Source organism: Methylobacterium pseudosasicola, assembly GCF_900114535.1.
GTDB lineage: Bacteria > Pseudomonadota > Alphaproteobacteria > Rhizobiales > Beijerinckiaceae > Methylobacterium > Methylobacterium pseudosasicola.
On record NZ_FOTK01000009.1, the window covers coordinates 96,000 to 112,800 of the forward strand.

General features: G+C 71.5%; 17 protein-coding genes and 1 riboswitch. Of the genes, 6 read left to right on the plus strand and 11 right to left on the minus strand.

What is annotated here, in order from left to right; translation table 11 throughout:
• Positions 1-3 precede the first annotated feature (3 nt).
• Positions 4-1,161, minus strand: coding sequence for a uroporphyrinogen decarboxylase (locus BM228_RS11530; protein WP_425284934.1), 1,158 nt, complete (start codon positions 1,159-1,161; stop codon positions 4-6).
• Between the two features lie 452 nt (positions 1,162-1,613).
• Between BM228_RS11530 and BM228_RS11535 the strand changes: the two genes are divergently transcribed.
• Entirely contained in the window at positions 1,614-2,444 is an 831-nt protein-coding gene (locus tag BM228_RS11535) for a pyruvate, water dikinase regulatory protein (protein WP_058190745.1), read from the plus strand.
• A 121-nt stretch (positions 2,445-2,565) separates the two neighbouring features.
• Here the strand turns inward: BM228_RS11535 and crcB are convergent, their stop codons facing one another.
• The 9 genes from crcB to BM228_RS11585 all read right to left on the minus strand — a co-directional run bounded on the left by crcB (position 2,566) and on the right by BM228_RS11585 (position 10,981).
• A complete protein-coding gene (gene crcB, locus BM228_RS11540; RefSeq protein ID WP_092040149.1) occupies positions 2,566-2,943 on the minus strand; it encodes a fluoride efflux transporter CrcB in 378 nt (125 codons plus the stop codon).
• A 65-nt stretch (positions 2,944-3,008) separates the two neighbouring features.
• Positions 3,009-3,087: riboswitch (Fluoride riboswitch) on the minus strand.
• A 48-nt stretch (positions 3,088-3,135) separates the two neighbouring features.
• The gene (locus BM228_RS11545) at positions 3,136-3,645 is read right to left on the minus strand and encodes a hypothetical protein (RefSeq protein WP_092040152.1); all 510 of its coding nucleotides are present in this window, start codon (positions 3,643-3,645) and stop codon (positions 3,136-3,138) included.
• Between the two features lie 160 nt (positions 3,646-3,805).
• Positions 3,806-5,290, minus strand: a complete 1,485-nt coding sequence (locus tag BM228_RS11550; RefSeq protein ID WP_092040154.1) for a BatD family protein — start codon at positions 5,288-5,290, stop codon at positions 3,806-3,808.
• Positions 5,284-6,204 (minus strand): tetratricopeptide repeat protein, encoded by a 921-nt coding sequence (locus BM228_RS11555; protein WP_092040157.1) that lies wholly within the window; start codon positions 6,202-6,204, stop codon positions 5,284-5,286. The genes BM228_RS11550 and BM228_RS11555 overlap by 7 nt, the downstream gene beginning before the upstream one ends.
• A complete protein-coding gene (locus BM228_RS11560) occupies positions 6,204-7,133 on the minus strand; it encodes a VWA domain-containing protein (RefSeq protein WP_092040160.1) in 930 nt (309 codons plus the stop codon). Before BM228_RS11560 ends, BM228_RS11555 begins: the two co-directional genes overlap by 1 nt.
• Before the next feature lie 265 nt (positions 7,134-7,398).
• Positions 7,399-8,445 (minus strand): VWA domain-containing protein, encoded by a 1,047-nt coding sequence (locus BM228_RS11570; protein ID WP_092040162.1) that lies wholly within the window; start codon positions 8,443-8,445, stop codon positions 7,399-7,401.
• On the minus strand, positions 8,442-8,906 hold the full coding sequence (locus tag BM228_RS11575; protein WP_092040165.1) for a DUF4381 family protein: 465 nt from the start codon (positions 8,904-8,906) through the stop codon (positions 8,442-8,444). Before BM228_RS11575 ends, BM228_RS11570 begins: the two co-directional genes overlap by 4 nt.
• A gap of 36 nt (positions 8,907-8,942) precedes the next feature.
• Entirely contained in the window at positions 8,943-9,800 is an 858-nt protein-coding gene (locus BM228_RS11580; protein WP_208612023.1) for a DUF58 domain-containing protein, read from the minus strand.
• Positions 9,801-9,961: 161 nt separating this feature from the next.
• Entirely contained in the window at positions 9,962-10,981 is a 1,020-nt protein-coding gene (locus BM228_RS11585) for an AAA family ATPase (RefSeq protein ID WP_208612024.1), read from the minus strand.
• A gap of 326 nt (positions 10,982-11,307) precedes the next feature.
• On the opposite strand from BM228_RS11585, the gene BM228_RS11590 reads away from it, so the two are divergent.
• Positions 11,308-12,018: an MgtC/SapB family protein gene (locus BM228_RS11590; RefSeq protein ID WP_092040168.1), complete on the plus strand. Its 711-nt coding sequence runs from the start codon at positions 11,308-11,310 to the stop codon at positions 12,016-12,018.
• Between the two features lie 88 nt (positions 12,019-12,106).
• Here BM228_RS11590 and BM228_RS11595 read toward each other — a convergent pair whose 3' ends face one another.
• Entirely contained in the window at positions 12,107-12,439 is a 333-nt protein-coding gene (locus tag BM228_RS11595; RefSeq protein ID WP_244537107.1) for a hypothetical protein, read from the minus strand.
• Between the two features lie 281 nt (positions 12,440-12,720).
• Between BM228_RS11595 and BM228_RS11600 the strand changes: the two genes are divergently transcribed.
• The 4 genes from BM228_RS11600 (at position 12,721) to rnhA (ending at position 16,650) form a co-directional block, all read left to right on the plus strand.
• Positions 12,721-13,566, plus strand: coding sequence for a C40 family peptidase (locus BM228_RS11600; RefSeq protein ID WP_092040173.1), 846 nt, complete (start codon positions 12,721-12,723; stop codon positions 13,564-13,566).
• 397 nt (positions 13,567-13,963) lie between these two features.
• Positions 13,964-14,965 carry a 4-hydroxy-3-methylbut-2-enyl diphosphate reductase gene (gene ispH, locus BM228_RS11605; RefSeq protein WP_092040176.1) on the plus strand — a complete coding sequence of 334 codons (1,002 nt, stop codon included), beginning with the start codon at positions 13,964-13,966 and terminating at the stop codon, positions 14,963-14,965.
• A 241-nt stretch (positions 14,966-15,206) separates the two neighbouring features.
• Positions 15,207-16,172, plus strand: coding sequence for a homoserine kinase (thrB, locus tag BM228_RS11610; RefSeq protein WP_092040357.1), 966 nt, complete (start codon positions 15,207-15,209; stop codon positions 16,170-16,172).
• Between the two features lie 7 nt (positions 16,173-16,179).
• Entirely contained in the window at positions 16,180-16,650 is a 471-nt protein-coding gene (gene rnhA / locus BM228_RS11615; RefSeq protein WP_092040179.1) for a ribonuclease HI, read from the plus strand.
• Positions 16,651-16,801: the final 151 nt, after the last annotated feature.

Consider the following 16,801-nt stretch of genomic DNA (forward strand, 5'->3'; position numbering starts at 1 on the left):
GGCCTACCTGCGCAGCCGCGCGAGCATGCGCTCGACATGGGCGACCGGCGTCTGCGGGGTGATGCCGTGGCCGAGATTGAACACGTGCGGCAGGCCGGCGGTCGCCTCCAGCACGGCATCGACCCCGGCATCGAGGGCGTCGCCGCCTTCGATCAGCGTGTCGGGATGCAGGTTGCCCTGGGTCACCGTGGTGGCGGGCAGCTGCCGGCGCAGGGCCTTCAGGTCCACCGCCCAGTCGACGCCGACCGCGTCGGCCCCGGTCTCCGGCACCACCCGGGCATGGCCGTCGAGGCCCGAGCCGCGGGCGAACACGATGATCTTGGCGTGCGGCACCCGTGCGCGGACGCCGGCGATCATCCGGGCGATCGGGCGGAGCGACCAGCGGGTCAGGGCGTCCATCGCCGCCTCGTCCGGCAGAGCGCTCTCGGTCACGTCGCCCACCGGCTCGACGACATCCCCGGAAGCCGGGACGGCGCGCGGCAGGGTGCCGGCATGGGATTCGAAGATCTGCACCGCGTCGGCGCCGGCCTCGAGCTGGCGGACGAGATACTCGGTCTGCACGGTGACGAGGCGGTCGATCAGGCTGTCGACCAGGGCCGTGTCGCCCTCGGCGAGCGCCCGGGCGGGGGCGAGGTCCGGGGTGCCGCGGCCGCCGATCATGTAGCTCGCCACCGTCCAGGGCGCGCCGCAGAAGCCGAGCAGGGTGGTCTCGCCCGGCAGCTCGGCGCGCAGCCGCTTCACGGTCTCGAAGACCGGCGCCAGGTGCGAAAAGATCGCCGGATCGCCGGCCTCGCGCAGCCGCCCGAAGGCGTCGCGGCCGTCCAGGGGATCGAGGCGCGGCCCCTCGCCCTCGACGAAGCGCACGTCCTGGCCGAGCGCGTGGGGGACGACCAGGATGTCCGAGAACAGGATCGCCGCGTCGAAGCCGAAGCGGCGGATCGGCTGGAGCGTCACCTCGACGGCGAAGTCCGGGCTGTAGCAGAGGTCGAGGAAGGAGCCGGCCTCGGCCCGGCTCGCCCGATATTCCGGCAGGTAGCGGCCGGCCTGGCGCATCATCCAGGCGGGGGGCGGTCCGATCGCCTCGCCCTCGAGGACGCGCAGCACCTTCCGGTCGGACTTGCCTTCGGACATGCGCTCCGTCCCCGTCATCGTCGCTCCCATCCCGTCTTCGTCATCCCGCATGCCCGTCGGCGCGCCTCCTGTCGAGTCGAGGCGCGCCGGATCCCCACACAGGCCCCTCTCGAAAAGAAAAGAGAGATTCTAGGACTCTGTTTTTTCTATTGGGGGGGCTCAACGCGGTGGTGCAAGCGGGTCCACAGGCCGTCCCCGCCGCCGCGCCGTTAACGAGGCTTTAAAGGATTCGCTCCATATTGCGAGAACGGCCAAGTCCAACAGCGGCTTGCCAACGCCGAGTCCGGTACGCACCCTTGTTGCGTCCCGGATTCTCCCAGGCGCCCGGATTCCGCGCGCCCCGATGGCGTACCTGTGAACGGCGGAGTCGATAAGGCGCAAGCCTCACGCCCTGGACCTGCCCGAAGCCGCATCCTATCCACACTCATCGACTCCCCTGGCGGCCGGCGGTGGATAACGCCCGGCGAGACGAAGGCGACCAGATGGGCCGCAGCTACTTCCACCTCCACCTCGTCTCAGACTCCACCGGCGAGACGCTGATCAATGTCGGGCGAGCCGCGGCGGCGCAGTACGAGGGCGTCTCGGCGATCGAGCACGTCTATCCTCTGGTGCGCTCGGCGGCGCAGCTCGACCGGGTGATCTCGGAGATCCGGGCGGCGCCGGGCCTCGTGCTCTACACCCTGGTGGGCGGCGATCTCGGCGAGCGGCTCGAAGAGGTCGCCCGGGAGACCGGCTCGCCCTGCCTGTCGGTGCTGCGCCCGGTCCACGACCTGCTGCGCGCCTATCTCGGCGCCGAGACGACGGCCCGGCCGGGCGCCCAGCACATGCTCAACGCGGAGTATTTCAAGCGCATCGACGCGATGAACTTCACGCTGGCCCATGACGACGGCAACCTGCCGGAGGATCTGGAGGATGCCGACGTGATCCTGCTCGGGGTCAGCCGGACCTCGAAGACGCCGACCTCGATCTACCTCGCCAATCGCGGGCTCAAGACCACCAACCTGCCGCTGGTGCCGGGCATGCCGCTGCCGCCAGCGATCGAGCGGGCGCGCAAGCCCCTGGTGGTCGGCCTGTTCGCCTCGCCGGAGCGGATCGTGCAGATCCGCCAGAACCGGCTGTCGAGCCTCAACGCCGACGAATCCTCGATGTATGTCGACCGCTCGGCGGTGGCCGACGAGATCACCATGTCCCGCCGGCTGTTCACCAAGAACCGCTGGCCGACCATCGACGTGACCCGCCGCTCGATCGAGGAAACCGCCGCGGCGATCGTGGATCTCTACCGCGACCACCGCCTGAAGTTCATCGCGGATTGAATGAATCCGGGATCCCAAAGGGCAAGCCCTTTGGCGGGGGTTCGGGGGCGGAGCCCCCGAGAGACCAGGGCTCTGCCCTGGACCCGCACAAGGTCTCGGACCTTGTGAAACCATTACTTTTTCAGAGGGCGCGGATCAGGGCCATGCCGGCGATGAGGCCGAGCAGACCGCCCGCCACGGAGACGCCCACGTAGAGGGCGGCCAGGGCCGGCTCGCCGCGCTCGTACAGACTGATCGCGTCGAGCGAGAAGGTCGAGAAGGTGGTGAAGCCGCCCAGGATCCCGGTGGTCAAGAACAGCCGCGCCGGATGCCCGGCCGCCCCGCGCAGGGCAAAACCCTCGGCCAGCACGCCCATCAGGAACGAGCCGAGCACGTTGATCACCAGGGTCGCGAGGGGAAACCCGAAGCCCGGCAGCAGCCGGGCCACCACGACGTTGAGGCCGTGGCGGACCCCGCCGCCGAGCCCGGCGCCGAGGATGACGATGAGGGTGTTGATCATGCCTGCCCTTCCTGTTCGGTCGGGCGGCGTCGGCACGGGGCCCCACCGCGGACGACCGGAGCGCCCGTGCGGTAGGAGCCATCAGCCCGGCAGGGTTGTCATGATGCCGGGCGGTTATCGGGGAGCTCCATCCCCATCCCGGGCAGATCTAGCGCAGGATGGGTCCGAGGGAAATCCGGGTCGGCGCCCGCATCACTGGACGGCGGCGAAGTGGCTGCGCTGCTCGATCTGGGCGGCGTAGAAATCCTCGACCACCTCGCGGACCACTTCGGCCAGCTCGCGGCCGCGATGCTCGTCCAGGTGGATGTCGCTGCCGACACTCCGGCCGAGGGCGGCGCCGGCCGCGCCCGGGACCAGGCGCTCGTTGTAGCGCTGGTTCAGGCCCGAGACCGAGATGTAGTTGCTGCCGCCGAGCTCGGGGCCGTACTTGATCTTGATCTTCTGCTCGGTGTCGGTCCCGCGCAGCTTGGCGCACAGGCTGATGAAGTTGTCCTGGTCGATCTGGGCCTCGAGGCCGGTGATGCTGCCGTGGACATTGTCCTCCTCGTTGAGGACTTCGGCCATCAGGTTCAGGACGTCGACCACCGGCTCGAGTGCGCGACTGCCCTCCGCCAGCAGCTTGCGGCGGAAATCGTTGCTGCGGGCATCGGCATCCTGCAGCCGGGCGCGGAACCGGTCCTTGATGTCGGTGGCGCGGGTCATGGCGTTCCTCCCTGAGGCTTCGTTGTAAGGCTTCATTGTTCAGGCAACGAAGGTTACGAAGCGAATTCAGGTGACGCAAGACAGTGCAAAATATTGATGCCTGCACAGGACTTGGGCCATTGCCTAGGAATAGTACTTGCCCAAGCCCTGTGCAGGGGTTTCAGGCCGCCGGCCCGTCGAGGGGTGCGAGCCGGTCCGGTCCGGAGGCGGTCGGCAGGACTTCGGATCGCGACAGGGCGCGCGCCAGGGCTGGCAGATCCGGGGCGGGGGCGCCCGCGGTTCCGAATACCGCCCGGTCGAGGGCGGCGAGCGGCGCGGCGAGATCGGGCCGCGCCTGCCAGATCCGGGCGAGGTCCGGAGCTTCCCGGCGGGCGGCCTCCAGGGCGGCGCGGAACCCGGCCGGATCGCCTGCGCGGGCGGCCCGGTTCAGGGCCCGGCGGCTGGCGGCGGAGAGGCGCAGGCGCGGCCGGCCGGTGCCGTAACCGATCAGGGCGAGGCCGAGGCCGAAGGTGGCGAGCGCCGCGGCGGCGGCGACCAGGGGCGACGGGACGGGTGGCGGCGCCCGGTCGCCCTCCCGATCGGGCAGGCCGCCGCCGATCTGGCGGGCCGGGATTTCGGCCTCGCGCATGGTGCGGGTGTTGGTGTCGAACCACGGGATCGCGATGGCGTCGAGAGGGATCACCTCGGGCACGCCGGGCTTCACGTCCCATTGATAGGTCGCCCGGGCCACGGGGCCGGAGGGCGTCAGCAGGGTCTCGCGGGTGACCGGGCCGGCGAAGGTGAGGATGCCGCGGGTGCGCATCACCGGCCGGGGCGGAAGACCCTCGGCGACCATGCCCTGCACCTCCAGGGTGACGATCCGCCGGGTGGTCTCGCCGAGCTTTACGGTCTCGGGGTCGGGGCTCCAGGAATCCGTGACTGCCACGTCCCGGGCGGGCAGCCACCAGGGTTCCTTGGCGTCCGGGCCGCCGGACGCCTCGGTCCAGCGCGCCACCGGGAACGGGATCGGCTTCGAGCGCACCTCGACCACCCGCCGCTCGCCGAAATCGTTGACCGTGAGCTTGTGGGTGAAGGGCTCGATGATGAAGTCGCCCGCATGGTGCGGGAAGACCGCCACGGTGCGGTCGAACGCGATGGCGCTCTGACCGTCCGGCAGCTTGGTCTTGCTCCAATGGTCGCGGCCGAGCTGGGTCCAAGAGAAATTCGCGAGCGAAGGCTGGACCACCTCCTCCAGCAGGATCGGCTGCTTGTAGACCCCCCGGATCTTCAGCAGCACCATCTCGCGGGCGAAGGGCGCGCTGTTGCCGTTGAACTCCGCGGTGACCGTGAGGCTGAGGTCGCCGGGCTCGATCTCGGCCTGGGCCGGGAGGGGAGCGAGGAGCGTGAGGAGCAGGACGTAGCTCTGTCGCCTCCGGCTACGGCTTCCAGTGCTCCCCCATCGCGTTATGCAGGCCGCGACGGGCTCCCTCTCCCGTGCGGGAGAGGGTTGGGGTGAGGGACCAGGACTTTCCGGAAAAGTCGCATCCCTCACCCTGTCCCTCTCCCGCACGGGAGAGGGGACCCGCGCCGCATCCGGCGACATGGCCATCCGGCAGCTCGCCAAGGGGGCCAAAAGCGGGCGGAAAAAGTCCCAAAAAACTACCACGGGTTGCTCCCGGCCGGGATGGCGGTGCCGGCTTCGACCCGGCGGGTCTGCTCGGCGCGCAGGCGCAGCTTGAGGAAGCGGCCGGGATCATCCGGCAGGGTCTGGAGCCAGAGCCGGTCCGGGCGGATCTCGTGGGCCTCGAAGCTCTTGGTCACCCGGCGGACCTCGCGCTCGGGGGCTTCCGCGACCATGGCGGCGCCGCCTCCCGTGCGACCGCGCCCGGCGGCGTCGCCGGCCGAGCCCCGGGCCTGGCCCTTGCCGGCATCGATCGATTGCTGCTCGGCCTTGCCGCGGCGGGCGACCTTGCTGTTGCCGGGCAGCGAGGCGCTGGCGTTGGATTCCTTGTTGCCGGCCAGGCCCTCGCCGCTCGAGGCAGCGTTGATGTCGTTGTTCTGGTCTTGGTTGGCGGTGTTGTTGTAGCGGGCGCCGTATTGCGCGGTGCCGTTGGCGATGCCGCCGCCGGGGCCGCGGTCGATCACCTCGGCCTGCATCCGGGCGACCAGCGAGCGGTTGGCCTGCGCGTCGGCGTCGCGCGGGTCGAAGCGGAGGGCCTCGTCGTAGGCGGCGAGCGCGCCGTCGAGATCGCCCGAGCGGGCCAGCGCGTTGCCGAGATTGTAGCTCGCCCGCCGCCCGCCGGTGCGGAACAGGGCGATCGCCTCGCCGTAGCGGCCGGCCTCGTACAGGGCGGCGGCGCGCCAGGCGGGATCAACGATCAGGTCGGCGGCGAGCCCGGGCAGGCCGAGCGCCATCAGCAGGCGCCCGAGCCCGGTGCGGGGCTGCGAGACGGCGAGCAGGGCCACGAGACCGAGCCCGGCCAGCGCCAGCCCGGCCATCCGGGCGAACCGCCGCCAGCCGGGGGGCAGGCCGGCGCGGATCGGGAAGGCGAGGCCGGTTTTGGGAAACAACCGCTCCATCACGCGCTCCTGCGGAACAGAGCCAGGGCCGGCAGGGCCGCGAGCAGCAGCAGCCAGCGGCCGAGATCCGCGTAGGCCAGCACGCCGTAGCCGCCGGCCGCGAGATGCTGGGCGGTGCCGGCCCCGACCGCGTCGAGCACCGGGCCGGGCTCGGTAATGTCGGCGACTTTTCCGCCGCCGGCCCGCACGAGCGCATCGAGGGCGGCCCGGTCGGGCTTCGGCGCGCCCGGCGGCAGCGGCTTGTCGGCGGGGACGAACAGGGCCTGGAGGCGCCAGCCGCGATCGGCGAGCGCCCGGGCCTCCCGGTCGGCCGCCGCACCGATGCCATCGCCGTCGGTGATCAGCACCACGTCGGCCGCGACCACGTCGGCTTCCGCCAGCGTCCGGCGGGCCAGGGCCAGCCCGCGCTCGGGATGGCTGCCGCGATCCGGCACGGTGTCGGCGTCGAGGGCGAACAGGGTCGTGCCAAAACTGTCCCGGTCGGTGGTGGGCGAGGCGGCGAGGTAGGCGTCGCCGGCATAGACCACCAGGGACACGGCCCGGGTGCCGGCGGCCTCGGCGATCGCGGCGGCGGCCTGGCGGACGCCCTGGAGGTTGCCGCCCTCGGTGACCGAGCGGGACAGGTCCACGACGATCACGGTCTCGTCGAGATTGCGGAAGGTCGCCGTGTCCTGACGCTCCAAAGCGGGTCCGGTCAGTGCCAGCGCGATCGCTCCGGCCACCAGGGCGGCGGCTCGGTTGGCCTGCCGCCGTCCGCCGAGCACGGCGCCGGTGCGGGCGAGATGGGCCATCAAGGCCGGATCCACCGCCCGCCCCCAATCGCCCAGCGGCGCCGCCCGCCAGGCAGCGCGGAGCGCCAGCAGGGCCACGACCGGGATGGCCAGGAACCACCAGGGGCGCAGGAACGCGAAGGCGTCGAGGGCGCTCATGCGGGCTGCCTCGCGACGGGTGATGTCTCGCCCCGCCCGAAATTTGCGCGCGCCCTCCCTCCCCCCTCTGCGGGGGAGGGTGGCCCCTGCGTCAGCAGGGGTCGGGAGAGGGGAGCGACGCTTCCGGAGAGGGCGCGACGGGTGCGAAACCCAGAACCGTCGCGCTGCCCCTCTTGCGGGACTTCGTCCCGGCCCCCCCTGCTGCGCAGGGTACCCTCCCCCGCAGAGGGGGGAGGGAAAGGCGCGTGTGACGACAATCCGAGCATCACACCCCCCTCCGGGTCGCCAGCAGGGCCGCGGCGGCGGCGAGCGCCAGGGCGGCCGGCCAGGGCCAGAGATCCCGGCGCAGCGGTAGGGGTGGCGCCAGGGCGCGGCCGCCCTCCAGGCGGTCGATAGCGTCGGCAACTCGGACGAGGTCGTCGGTGGTGCGCACCCGGAACGCCTGGCCGCCGCTGGCCTGGGCCATGTCGCGCAGGGTCTCGGTGTCGACCACGTCCTGCTCGCCGTCGGCATCGGCCATGTCCCGGGGGCCGAGCGCGATCGTGTAGACCTTGACGCCCAGTTCCTGGGCCAGGGCGGCCACGTCCTTGGGGGCGGTCTGGCCGGCATTGTTGGCGCCGTCCGAGAGCAGGATCACGGCCTTGGCGGGCCGGGCGGCGGGCGTCACCGCGTCGGTGCCCGACTGGGTGTCCTTCGGGTCGAGCCGGCGCAGGGCCAGCCCGAGCCCGTCGCCGATGCCGGTGGAGCGGCCGCTGATGCCGATGGTCGCCTCGTCGAGGGCGCGGGCCACCGCGGCGGTGTCGAAGCTCGGCGCGGCGGCCACGTAGGCCTGGTCGGCGAAGATCACCAGGCCGATCCGGTCCCCCGCCCGGCGCCGGATGAAGTCGGTACCGACGCGCTTGACCGCGGTGAGGCGGTTCACTGTCTCGCCGTCGAGGGCGAAATCCCGCCGCTCCATCGAGCCGGACAGGTCCATGGCGATCATGATCTCCCGGCCCGAGGCGGGGAGCGCGGCGGCCGGCATCACCAGGCGGGGACCGGACAGGGCGACGACCAGGGCCGCCCAGAGGGTCCAGATCAGGGCGGCGCGGCGGCGGCCCCGTGCGGCGAGGTCCGCGCCGGAACGCGCCCCGCCGACCAGGGTCCCGGGCACCAGCAGGGCACCGCTGCCGCCCTCCCGCTCGGCCGGGAGCAGGCGCGCGGCCAGCAGCGGCAGCGGTAGGGCGAGGAGGATCCAGGGCGCGGCGAGGTCGAAGGCCGAGGTGAGGGAAGAGAGCTGCGCCGTGAGCCAGGCGGGGAGGAGGCCGGTCATGTCCGCAACCGTCCGATCAGGCGGCCGAGCTCGGCGTCGAGTCCGTCGAGGTCTGGCTCCTGGCGCCGGTAGAGCCCGTCGGCCAGAACCCGGCCAGGCCCTGTCGTGAAGAAGTCGGTGGCCAGGAGCGTGTCGAGGCGGGTCGCCCAGGCCGCGCCGGTCTCCCGGGCGGCTGCGTCCCCCGCGAGCGTCCGGGCGAGGCGGCGCAGCAGGCGGGCCTGAGCCACGAGCCGCGCCTCCGGGGCGAGGCCGCGGGTCCCGGCGAGCTCGGCCAGCGCCGCCCGGCGCAGGCTCGCCCGCGCCCGGCCGCGTAGGTAGCGGACGAGCCCGACCAGCAGTGCTGCGAGGAAACCGAGCGCCGCCGCCGCGACGATCTCCCCCTGCACCGCCCCGGCGGCGCCCCCGGGCAGGTGCAGGCCGCGGAGCTGGTCGAGGGTCGGGGCGACCTCGGCGGGATTCATCGCACCGAGCCCAGATGGCGGGGAGGTGTTCCGGCCTCACAGCACCGCATCGAGGCGCTCCATCAGCGGCGCGTAGGCCTCCGGCCCGGCCTCGACGTCGAGGCGCACGCCGGCGATGCCCCGGCGGGCATAGTCGGCGAGCCGGGCCTCGGCGGTCTCGCCCGGCAGCGCTGCGGGAAGCGCGGTGCCGCGCCGGCCATCCGCGAGGGCGAAGGGATAGAAGCCGGGCGGCCGAGTGCGCTCGAAGGCGTCGCTCACCAGGATCAGCCGGATCGCGACACGCTCGGCCAGCAGGGTCAGCGTCGCATCGAAGCCCGGGCCGGGGGCGTCGATGGCGCTGGCGATGACCAGATGGCCGCCCGCGGGCAGCAGGCTGCGGGCGAGCCCCAGGGTCGGCTCCAGGGGTGCGTCGGATCCAGCGGCACCGGCCGTCTCGAGGGCGTTTGCATGCGCCTGGGCCAGGGCCCCGGTCACCGCGATCATGGCACGCTCGCCGCCGGCCGGGCGCAGCACGGTGGGCGCTCCTGCACACGCCACCGCGAGGCCGACCCGGCCGCCATCGGCCGCGACCCGCCAGCCGAGCAGCGCCAGAGCCTCGGCGGCGGCCACCGAGCGCAGGGCCCGGCGCGTCCCAAACAGCATCGAGGGCCGGAAATCGGCGAGCAGCACCACGGCGCGGTCGCGCTCGTCGTGATGGGTGCGTACGTGCAGCTGCCCGGTGCGCGCGGTGGCGTTGCGGTCTATGAACCGGCGATCGTCGCCCTCGGACCAGAGCCGGACATCCTCCGGCTCGGAACCGCGCCCGCGCCGCTTCGTGACGATGCCGCCGGGCAGGCCGGCGAGCGTCCGGGTCGCGGGCGCCGCGCCCCGCCGGGCGAGGTGGCGCAGGCCCATCAGGGCCTCGCCAGAGAGATGAATGCCGTTGTCTTGGGACTGGGCGAATCCCGCGCCCTGTCCGGATGCGGCGCTCCCCTCTCCCCCCCTGCTCCGCAGGGTACCCTCCCCCGCAGAGGGGGGAGGGAAATTCCGCCGCGTATTCAAAAACCCGAACACGCTCAGAGCGCCCGCACCCGCTGCACCAGCTCGCCGACCAGGCCGCGGGCGGTCTTGCCCTCGGCGGCGGCCCGCCAGGTCAGGCCGATCCGGTGGGAGAGCGCGTCCCGGGCGAGTTCCGTGACGTCCTCCGGGGTGACGTGGTCCCGGCCCCGCAGCCAGGCTCGGGCCTTGCCGGCCATCATCAGCGCCAGGGTGCCGCGCGGCGAGGCGGGATGCTCGATCATCGCCCGCAGGTCCGGGGCCGCCGCATCGGTGCGGGTCGCCGCCACCAGGCGGACCAGGTAGTCCTTGAGCGCCGGCGACACGTAGGTCGCCAGCGCGGCCTCCCGGGCGGCGCGCACGTCGGCGAGCGACAGGCGCACCGGCATGGCCTCAACATGGTGGGTGATCTCGCCCTCCACGAGGTCGAGGATCGCCCGCTCGGTAGCCTCGTCGGGCATCTCGACCACGACGTGTAGCAGGAAGCGGTCGAGCTGCGCCTCCGGCAGCGGGAAGGTGCCGGCATGCTCGATCGGGTTCTGGGTCGCCACGACCATGAACGGGTCGGCGAGCGGATGGGTCGATCCCGAGACCGTGATCTGCCCCTCGGCCATCGCCTCGAGCAGGGCCGATTGCACCTTCGGCGGCGCGCGGTTGACCTCGTCCACCAGCACCAGGGCGTGGAACAGGGGGCCTTGCAGGAACTCGAAGCTGCCCCTGTCCTGGCGCCAGACGGTGGTGCCGGTGAGGTCGGCCGGCATCAGGTCCGGGGTGCACTGGATGCGGGCGAACGAGCCGTCGAGCCCGTCGGCCAGCCGCTTGACGGCGCGGGTCTTGGCGAGCCCCGGCGCGCCCTCGATCAGGAGGTGGCCGCCGGTCAGCAATCCGATCAGCAGGCGCTCGACCAGGCCGGCGCTGCCGATCAGACCGCGTTCCAGTCCGTCGCGGAGCGCCATGACCCGCCCGTACAGGGCGGCGTCCGGGGTGGCGGCATCCGGGGTGAGAGCGGCGGGCCGGCTTTCGGCGAGGGCGCCGCTCATGCGGGAAACGCTCGTGCGGGGAGACAAACTCCTGCCGCGGGGGCCGTGTCCTGCATCCTGCACGTCTCCTCGGCCGGGTCCCGTCTTCTCAGGGGATCCTCAGGTTGAGGCCGGTGTGCCCGCTGCCCGGTGGGGCCGTCAATCCCGCCGGGTTCCACCTTTGGTCGGCTCAGAACATCGTCCCGAAAGGTGGTCGCCTGAGTTCGGAAAAAGTCAAAGCAAAACCAGTGGTTTAGCGCCTTGCCGCGGATCCGGTATCCGGGACGTGGCGCGAAGCACGCCATGATGTCACGGTTTCGTCACCTCTCCCCTCGCAAGAGACCGGCATGACGAGCTACGCCGCCCTCCCCGAAGAACTGAAATCCGCCGTCGGCCTGATCGTGGCCTTCGTGCTCGGCACGGCGATCGGGGCCGAGCGGCAGTACCGGCAGCGCACCGCCGGCCTGCGCACGGCGGTTCTGGTCGCGATCGGCGCCTCGGCCTTCGTCGATCTCGGCATGCGGCTCACCGGCCCGGACGGCGGCACCCGCACGGTCGCCTACGTGATCTCCGGCATCGGCTTCCTGGGCGCCGGCGTGATCATGAAGGAGGGGATGAACGTCCGCGGCCTCAACACGGCCGCGACCCTGTGGTGCTCCGCCGCCGTGGGGGCGTTCTGCGGCGCCGATCTGCCGCTGGAGGCGGTGTTCGTCACCGTCACGGTGCTGACCTGCAACACCGCGCTCCGGCCGCTGGTGAACGCCATCAACCGCGCGCCGATCCGCGAGTCTTCCACCGAGGCGACCTACGAGGTCCAGGTGACCACCGCGCCCGGCGAGGCCGGCCCAGCCCAGGACCTGCTGGTCGAGCGCCTGGAGGCGGCGAACTATCCGGTGAGCAGCGTCGAGGTAGAGGAGCGCGGCGAGGGCGCGGTCGACGTGGTCGCGACGCTCACCGCCAGCGCCGTCAAGGCGGACGAGCTCGACGCCGTCACGGCCGATCTCGCCAAGGCCCCGGGCATCCGCCACGCCACCTGGTCGGTCCAGACCGCCGATTAGTTTTGGGATCTTTTGGGACTTTGCGTAGCGCCAAGCTGGAGCTGGTGCGCCCACGCCCGTGAGGTCCGGTGGGGAGCGGTCCGGCCTGTCAGCGCGGCGGCGCGAGGGGCCGGGTGCGGCGCTCGATCACCACGGTCGGGCGGGTGCGGCGCTCAACCACGACGGTGCGCGGCGCCCGGCTCGGGCTGGCATGGGTCAGGATCCGCTCCGGCGCGCGCTCCGGCTTGGCCTTCTTGGCCGCCAGGACATGCGGGCGGACCTCGTCGGCCGGCAGCCCGATCAGGCCCGCGGCGATCTCGACCTGCTGCTCGACATCGTCGGCCAGATCCTGGGCGGCGGCGACCGCCTCGTTCACCGTCGGCGGCTCGCGGCGCACGCGGATCGGCGGCAGGTCGGCGAAGCTCTTCTGCGTCTTCTTCACGGGGCGACTCGCGGTCATCATCGGCAAGACATAGCGCCTTCCCGGCGGGTTGTGCAGTGCATCAAAATCGGCCGCCGCCCGTCCCGGGCACATGCCTCACCGCAGAAAGGTCGCATCAGGCATGCCAGCGGCCCGATTCCCCAGGGCGGGAATCATCCGGGCGCAAACCAATATCGCGCTGCGGCATAATAGCGCGCGCCCGCGCGGGACGCCACACCGCGCGTCGTCCCGAACGCGGGCTGCGAGCTTTCGGAAAGCGCGGATGCGTTAAGCTCCCGGCCATGACCGAATCGCTCGATCCCCGCCTCACCCCGGCCCGCCCGGATGTCGCCGACCTGCGCCTGCGCGGCCGGGTCACGGCCGAACGCTTCGTCGCTGCCACCCGACGCCGGGTGATCGCCCCGGTTGCACCGTTACGCCAGGCACCTTCCCCGGAAGCCGGCCTCGATACCGAGGCTCTGCTCGGCGACGCGGTCGATCTCTACGCCGAGCAGGACGGCTTCGCCTTCGTGCAGCTCGTCCGGGACGGGTATGTCGGCTACCTGCCCGCCGCCTGCCTCGGCCCCGCGGATCCCGAGCCGACCCATCGCGTCACGGCGTTGCGCACCTTCCTGTATCCCGAGCCGGACCTGAAGCGGCCGGTGCGCGGCCATCTCAGCCTGGGTGCGCGCCTCGTGGTCACCGGGGAGGCGGGCGCCTATCTCGAAACCCCCGGCGGCTACGTGTTCGCGAACCATTGCGCCCCGCTGGCGCAGCAGGAGCCCGACTACGCCGCCACGGCCGAGCGGCTCGTCGGCACGCCCTACCTCTGGGGCGGCCGCACCAGCCTCGGGCTCGATTGCTCCGGCCTCGTACAGCTCTGCCTCGACGCCGCCGGCCTCCCCTGCCCCCGCGACGCCGACATGCAGGAGCGTGGCTTAGGCCAGGCGCTGCCGCTGGCTTTGGAGGGATTGCGCCGGGGGGACTTCGTATTCTGGCGCGGCCATGTCGGGCTGATGCTGGATCCCGAGACGCTGATCCACGCCAACGGCCACCACATGGCGGTGGCGGTAGAGCCCCTGGCCGGCGCGGTCGCCCGGATCCGCGAGAACAGTTTTGGCGCCGTAACGGGCATTCGGCGGCTCTGACGGGCGCGATCAACGTTTGGGTGTTGCACCGATGCCCAACGCTTCACCCCGTCACCCCGTGGCGCCGCAGGCGAGCCCGGAACCCAGAGCCGCCGACGGTGTAAAGTTTTGCAATGACGGTGTTTCTGGATTCCGGGCTCCGCTTCGCGGCCCCGGAATGACGGGGTGGTCGTTCCCTTGCGTCGCCTCTCTCGCACTGGGGCGGAAGAACGGGTCCGAAAGACGACGCGTTTGCTTATGCGGATGACCGTCTCTCGCGACGGAGGTCACGAATGAGGCAAACCGGGTCCAAATCGCGCGGCAAACGTGCTACAGAGGCGCTCCGCGGTCGTCTTCCTGCCCGGTTCGCAGTCCAGGACCGTTGACAGGACAGCCCCGCCCTCGCCACATCGCCCTCATGACCGCAGACATCGCGCCCCTCGCGCCCGCTCAGGGCACCACCGGCAAGCCGCCGCTGGAGATCCTGCTCTGTGCCCCTCGCGGCTTCTGCGCCGGCGTGGTGCGGGCCATCGACGTGGTCGAGCGGGCTCTCGCCCTCTATGGGCCGCCGGTCTACGTCCGGCACGAGATCGTCCACAACAAGTACGTGGTCGAGAGCCTGAAGCGGAAGGGCGCCGTGTTCGTCCGCGAACTCGACGAGGTGCCCGACAGCGGCGCCCCGGTGATCTTTTCCGCCCACGGCGTCGCGAAGACGGTTCCGGCCAACGCTGATTCCCGCGGGCTGACCACCATCGACGCCACCTGCCCGCTGGTGACCAAGGTCCACCGCGAGGCCGAAATCCATCACAAGCGCGGTCGCCACGTCCTGCTGGTCGGCCATTCCGGCCATCCCGAGGTGGTCGGCACCATGGGCCAGCTGCCCAAGGGCTCGATCACCCTGGTGGAGGACCTGGACCAGATCCAGGCCCTGACCCCGGAGAACCCCGACAACCTCGCCTGGGTCACCCAGACGACCCTGTCGGTGGACGACACCCGCCACATCGTCGAGGCGCTCAAGAAGAAGTTCCCGAACATCACCGGGCCGCACAAGGACGACATCTGCTACGCCACCACCAACCGCCAGGAGGCGGTGAAGCAGGTGGCACCGCTGGTGGACGCCCTGATCGTGGTCGGCTCCTCGAACTCCTCGAACTCGCAGCGCCTGCGCGAGGTCGCCGAGCGCGTCGGCTGCCCGATCACCCGCCTGGTGCTCCGCGCCGAGGAGATCGACTGGCCGGCCTTCGAGGGCATCCGCAAGCTCGGCCTCACCGCCGGCGCCTCGGCCCCCGAGGTGCTGGTGGAGGAGATCATCGAGGCCTTCGCCGCCCGCTACGACGTGATCGTCGACACGGTCTCGACGGTGGTCGAGGACATGGTCTTCCCGCTGCCGCGCGAGCTGCGCAGCGAAGCCGCCGAGTAGGTTCTTCCAACCCACACCCTCATCCTGAGGTGCCCGGCGATCGAAGATCGGCGGGCCTCGAAGGAGGGCTCCAGATCCCGCCCCGATCCCCTGGAAGCCTCCTTCGAGGCCGGGCGATCGATGATCGCCCAGCACCTCAGGATGAGGGGCATGGGTGGGAAGCCTGGGATCGATGTCGGCTTCGCTGCCGCCCATCGCCGATCCCGACTCCCAAAAGAATCCCGAACCTGAGCGCGAACACGTGGCCGTCTACACCGAGGTATCCGACGCGGCGCTCTCCGAGTTTCTGTCCGCCTACGACATCGGCAGCCTGCTCTCCTTCAAGGGCATCGCCGAGGGCGTCGAGAATTCCAACTTCTTCCTGCACACCACCCAGGGCTCCTACATCCTGACCCTCTACGAGAAGCGGGTGCGGGAGGGGGACCTGCCGTTCTTCATCGGGCTGATGGAGCACCTCTCGGCCCGGGGGCTCGCCTGCCCACAGCCGGTGCGGGACCGGGCCGGAACGGCCCTCGGACAGCTCTGCGGGCGGCCCGCCGCCATCGTCAGCTTCCTGGAGGGCGTCTCGGTCAAGACGCCCGGCGTCGGGCATTGCCGGGAGCTCGGCCGGGCGCTGGCCGAGCTGCACGCCGCCGGCGCCGATTTCGGCATGGCGCGCGAGAACAGCCTCTCGGTGGAATCCTGGCGCCCGCTCTTCGCCCAGGCCGAGGCCCAGGCCGATTCGGTCGCGCCGGGACTGGCGGAGCGCACCCGTGCCGACCTTGCGCTTCTCGAAACCGCTTGGCCGCAGAACCTGCCGGGCGGGGTGATCCACGCGGATCTCTTCACCGACAACGTGTTCTTCATCGGCGACAGCCTCTCAGGGCTGATCGACTTCTACTTCGCCTGTACGGACGCTTTCGCGTACGACCTCGCGGTCTGCCTCAACGCCTGGTGCTTCGAGGCCGACGGCCGTTTCCACCGGGACATGGCGGCCGCCTTGATTGCCGGCTACGAGGCGGTGCGGCCGCTGGAGCCCGCGGAGGTTGCGGCGCTGCCGATCCTGTGCCGGGGCGCGGCGCTCCGGTTCATGCTGACCCGCTTGGTCGATTGGCTGAACGTGCCGCCGGGCGCCCTGGTGAAGCCCAAGGATCCCCGGGAGTTCGATCGCCGGCTCACCTTCCACCGCCAGGCGCGGGACGCGCGCGATTACGGGCGGCAGGCCTGAGGGACGGATGAGCGACGTGACTGAGACCGCGGCCGAACCGACGCGGGTGAAGATCTATACGGACGGCGCCTGCTCGGGGAATCCCGGCCCGGGCGGCTGGGGGGCGATCCTGATCTTCGGCGACACCCAGAAGGAGCTCTCCGGCGGCGAGGCCTTCACCACCAACAACCGCATGGAGATCCTGGCGGCCATCGAGTCGCTTGAGGCGCTCAAGCGCCCCTGCCGGGTCGACCTGTTCACCGACTCGCAGTACCTGCGCCAGGGCATCACCAGCTGGATTCACAACTGGAAAGCCCGGGGCTGGCGCACCGCCGACAAGAAGCCGGTGAAGAACGAGGACCTCTGGCGCCGGATTGACGCCGCCCGCGAGCGCCACGAGGTGGCCTGGCACTGGGTCAAGGGCCATGCCAGCGACCCGCTGAACAACCGCGTCGATGCGCTCGCCGTGGCGGCGATGCTGCCGTTCAAGCGGCGCTGAAATCAGGGTTCCCAAAGGGCTGGGCCCTTTGGCGGGGTTCAGGGGCGGAGCCCCTGGGAGCACAGAGCGAAGCTCTGCTGCAGGGTTCCACCCTGCACCCGCAAAAGGTCGAAGACCTTTTGAATCCGGGACCTTCGAGGATCGATCCTGA

Bases quoted from the DNA above. Each gene is read 5' to 3' on its own strand.
- BM228_RS11530 (WP_425284934.1), bottom strand. From the start codon at position 1,161: ATGGGAGCGACGATGACGGGGACGGAGCGCATGTCCGAAGGCAAGTCC.
- BM228_RS11535 (WP_058190745.1), top strand. From the start codon at position 1,614: ATGGGCCGCAGCTACTTCCACCTCCACCTCGTCTCAGACTCCACCGGC.
- crcB (WP_092040149.1), bottom strand. From the start codon at position 2,943: ATGATCAACACCCTCATCGTCATCCTCGGCGCCGGGCTCGGCGGCGGG.
- BM228_RS11545 (WP_092040152.1), bottom strand. From the start codon at position 3,645: ATGACCCGCGCCACCGACATCAAGGACCGGTTCCGCGCCCGGCTGCAG.
- BM228_RS11555 (WP_092040157.1), bottom strand. From the start codon at position 6,204: ATGGAGCGGTTGTTTCCCAAAACCGGCCTCGCCTTCCCGATCCGCGCC.
- BM228_RS11560 (WP_092040160.1), bottom strand. From the start codon at position 7,133: ATGAGCGCCCTCGACGCCTTCGCGTTCCTGCGCCCCTGGTGGTTCCTG.
- BM228_RS11570 (WP_092040162.1), bottom strand. From the start codon at position 8,445: ATGACCGGCCTCCTCCCCGCCTGGCTCACGGCGCAGCTCTCTTCCCTC.
- BM228_RS11575 (WP_092040165.1), bottom strand. From the start codon at position 8,906: ATGAATCCCGCCGAGGTCGCCCCGACCCTCGACCAGCTCCGCGGCCTG.
- BM228_RS11580 (WP_208612023.1), bottom strand. From the start codon at position 9,800: ATGGGCCTGCGCCACCTCGCCCGGCGGGGCGCGGCGCCCGCGACCCGG.
- BM228_RS11585 (WP_208612024.1), bottom strand. From the start codon at position 10,981: ATGAGCGGCGCCCTCGCCGAAAGCCGGCCCGCCGCTCTCACCCCGGAT.
- BM228_RS11590 (WP_092040168.1), top strand. From the start codon at position 11,308: ATGACGAGCTACGCCGCCCTCCCCGAAGAACTGAAATCCGCCGTCGGC.
- BM228_RS11600 (WP_092040173.1), top strand. From the start codon at position 12,721: ATGACCGAATCGCTCGATCCCCGCCTCACCCCGGCCCGCCCGGATGTC.
- ispH (WP_092040176.1), top strand. From the start codon at position 13,964: ATGACCGCAGACATCGCGCCCCTCGCGCCCGCTCAGGGCACCACCGGC.
- rnhA (WP_092040179.1), top strand. From the start codon at position 16,180: ATGAGCGACGTGACTGAGACCGCGGCCGAACCGACGCGGGTGAAGATC.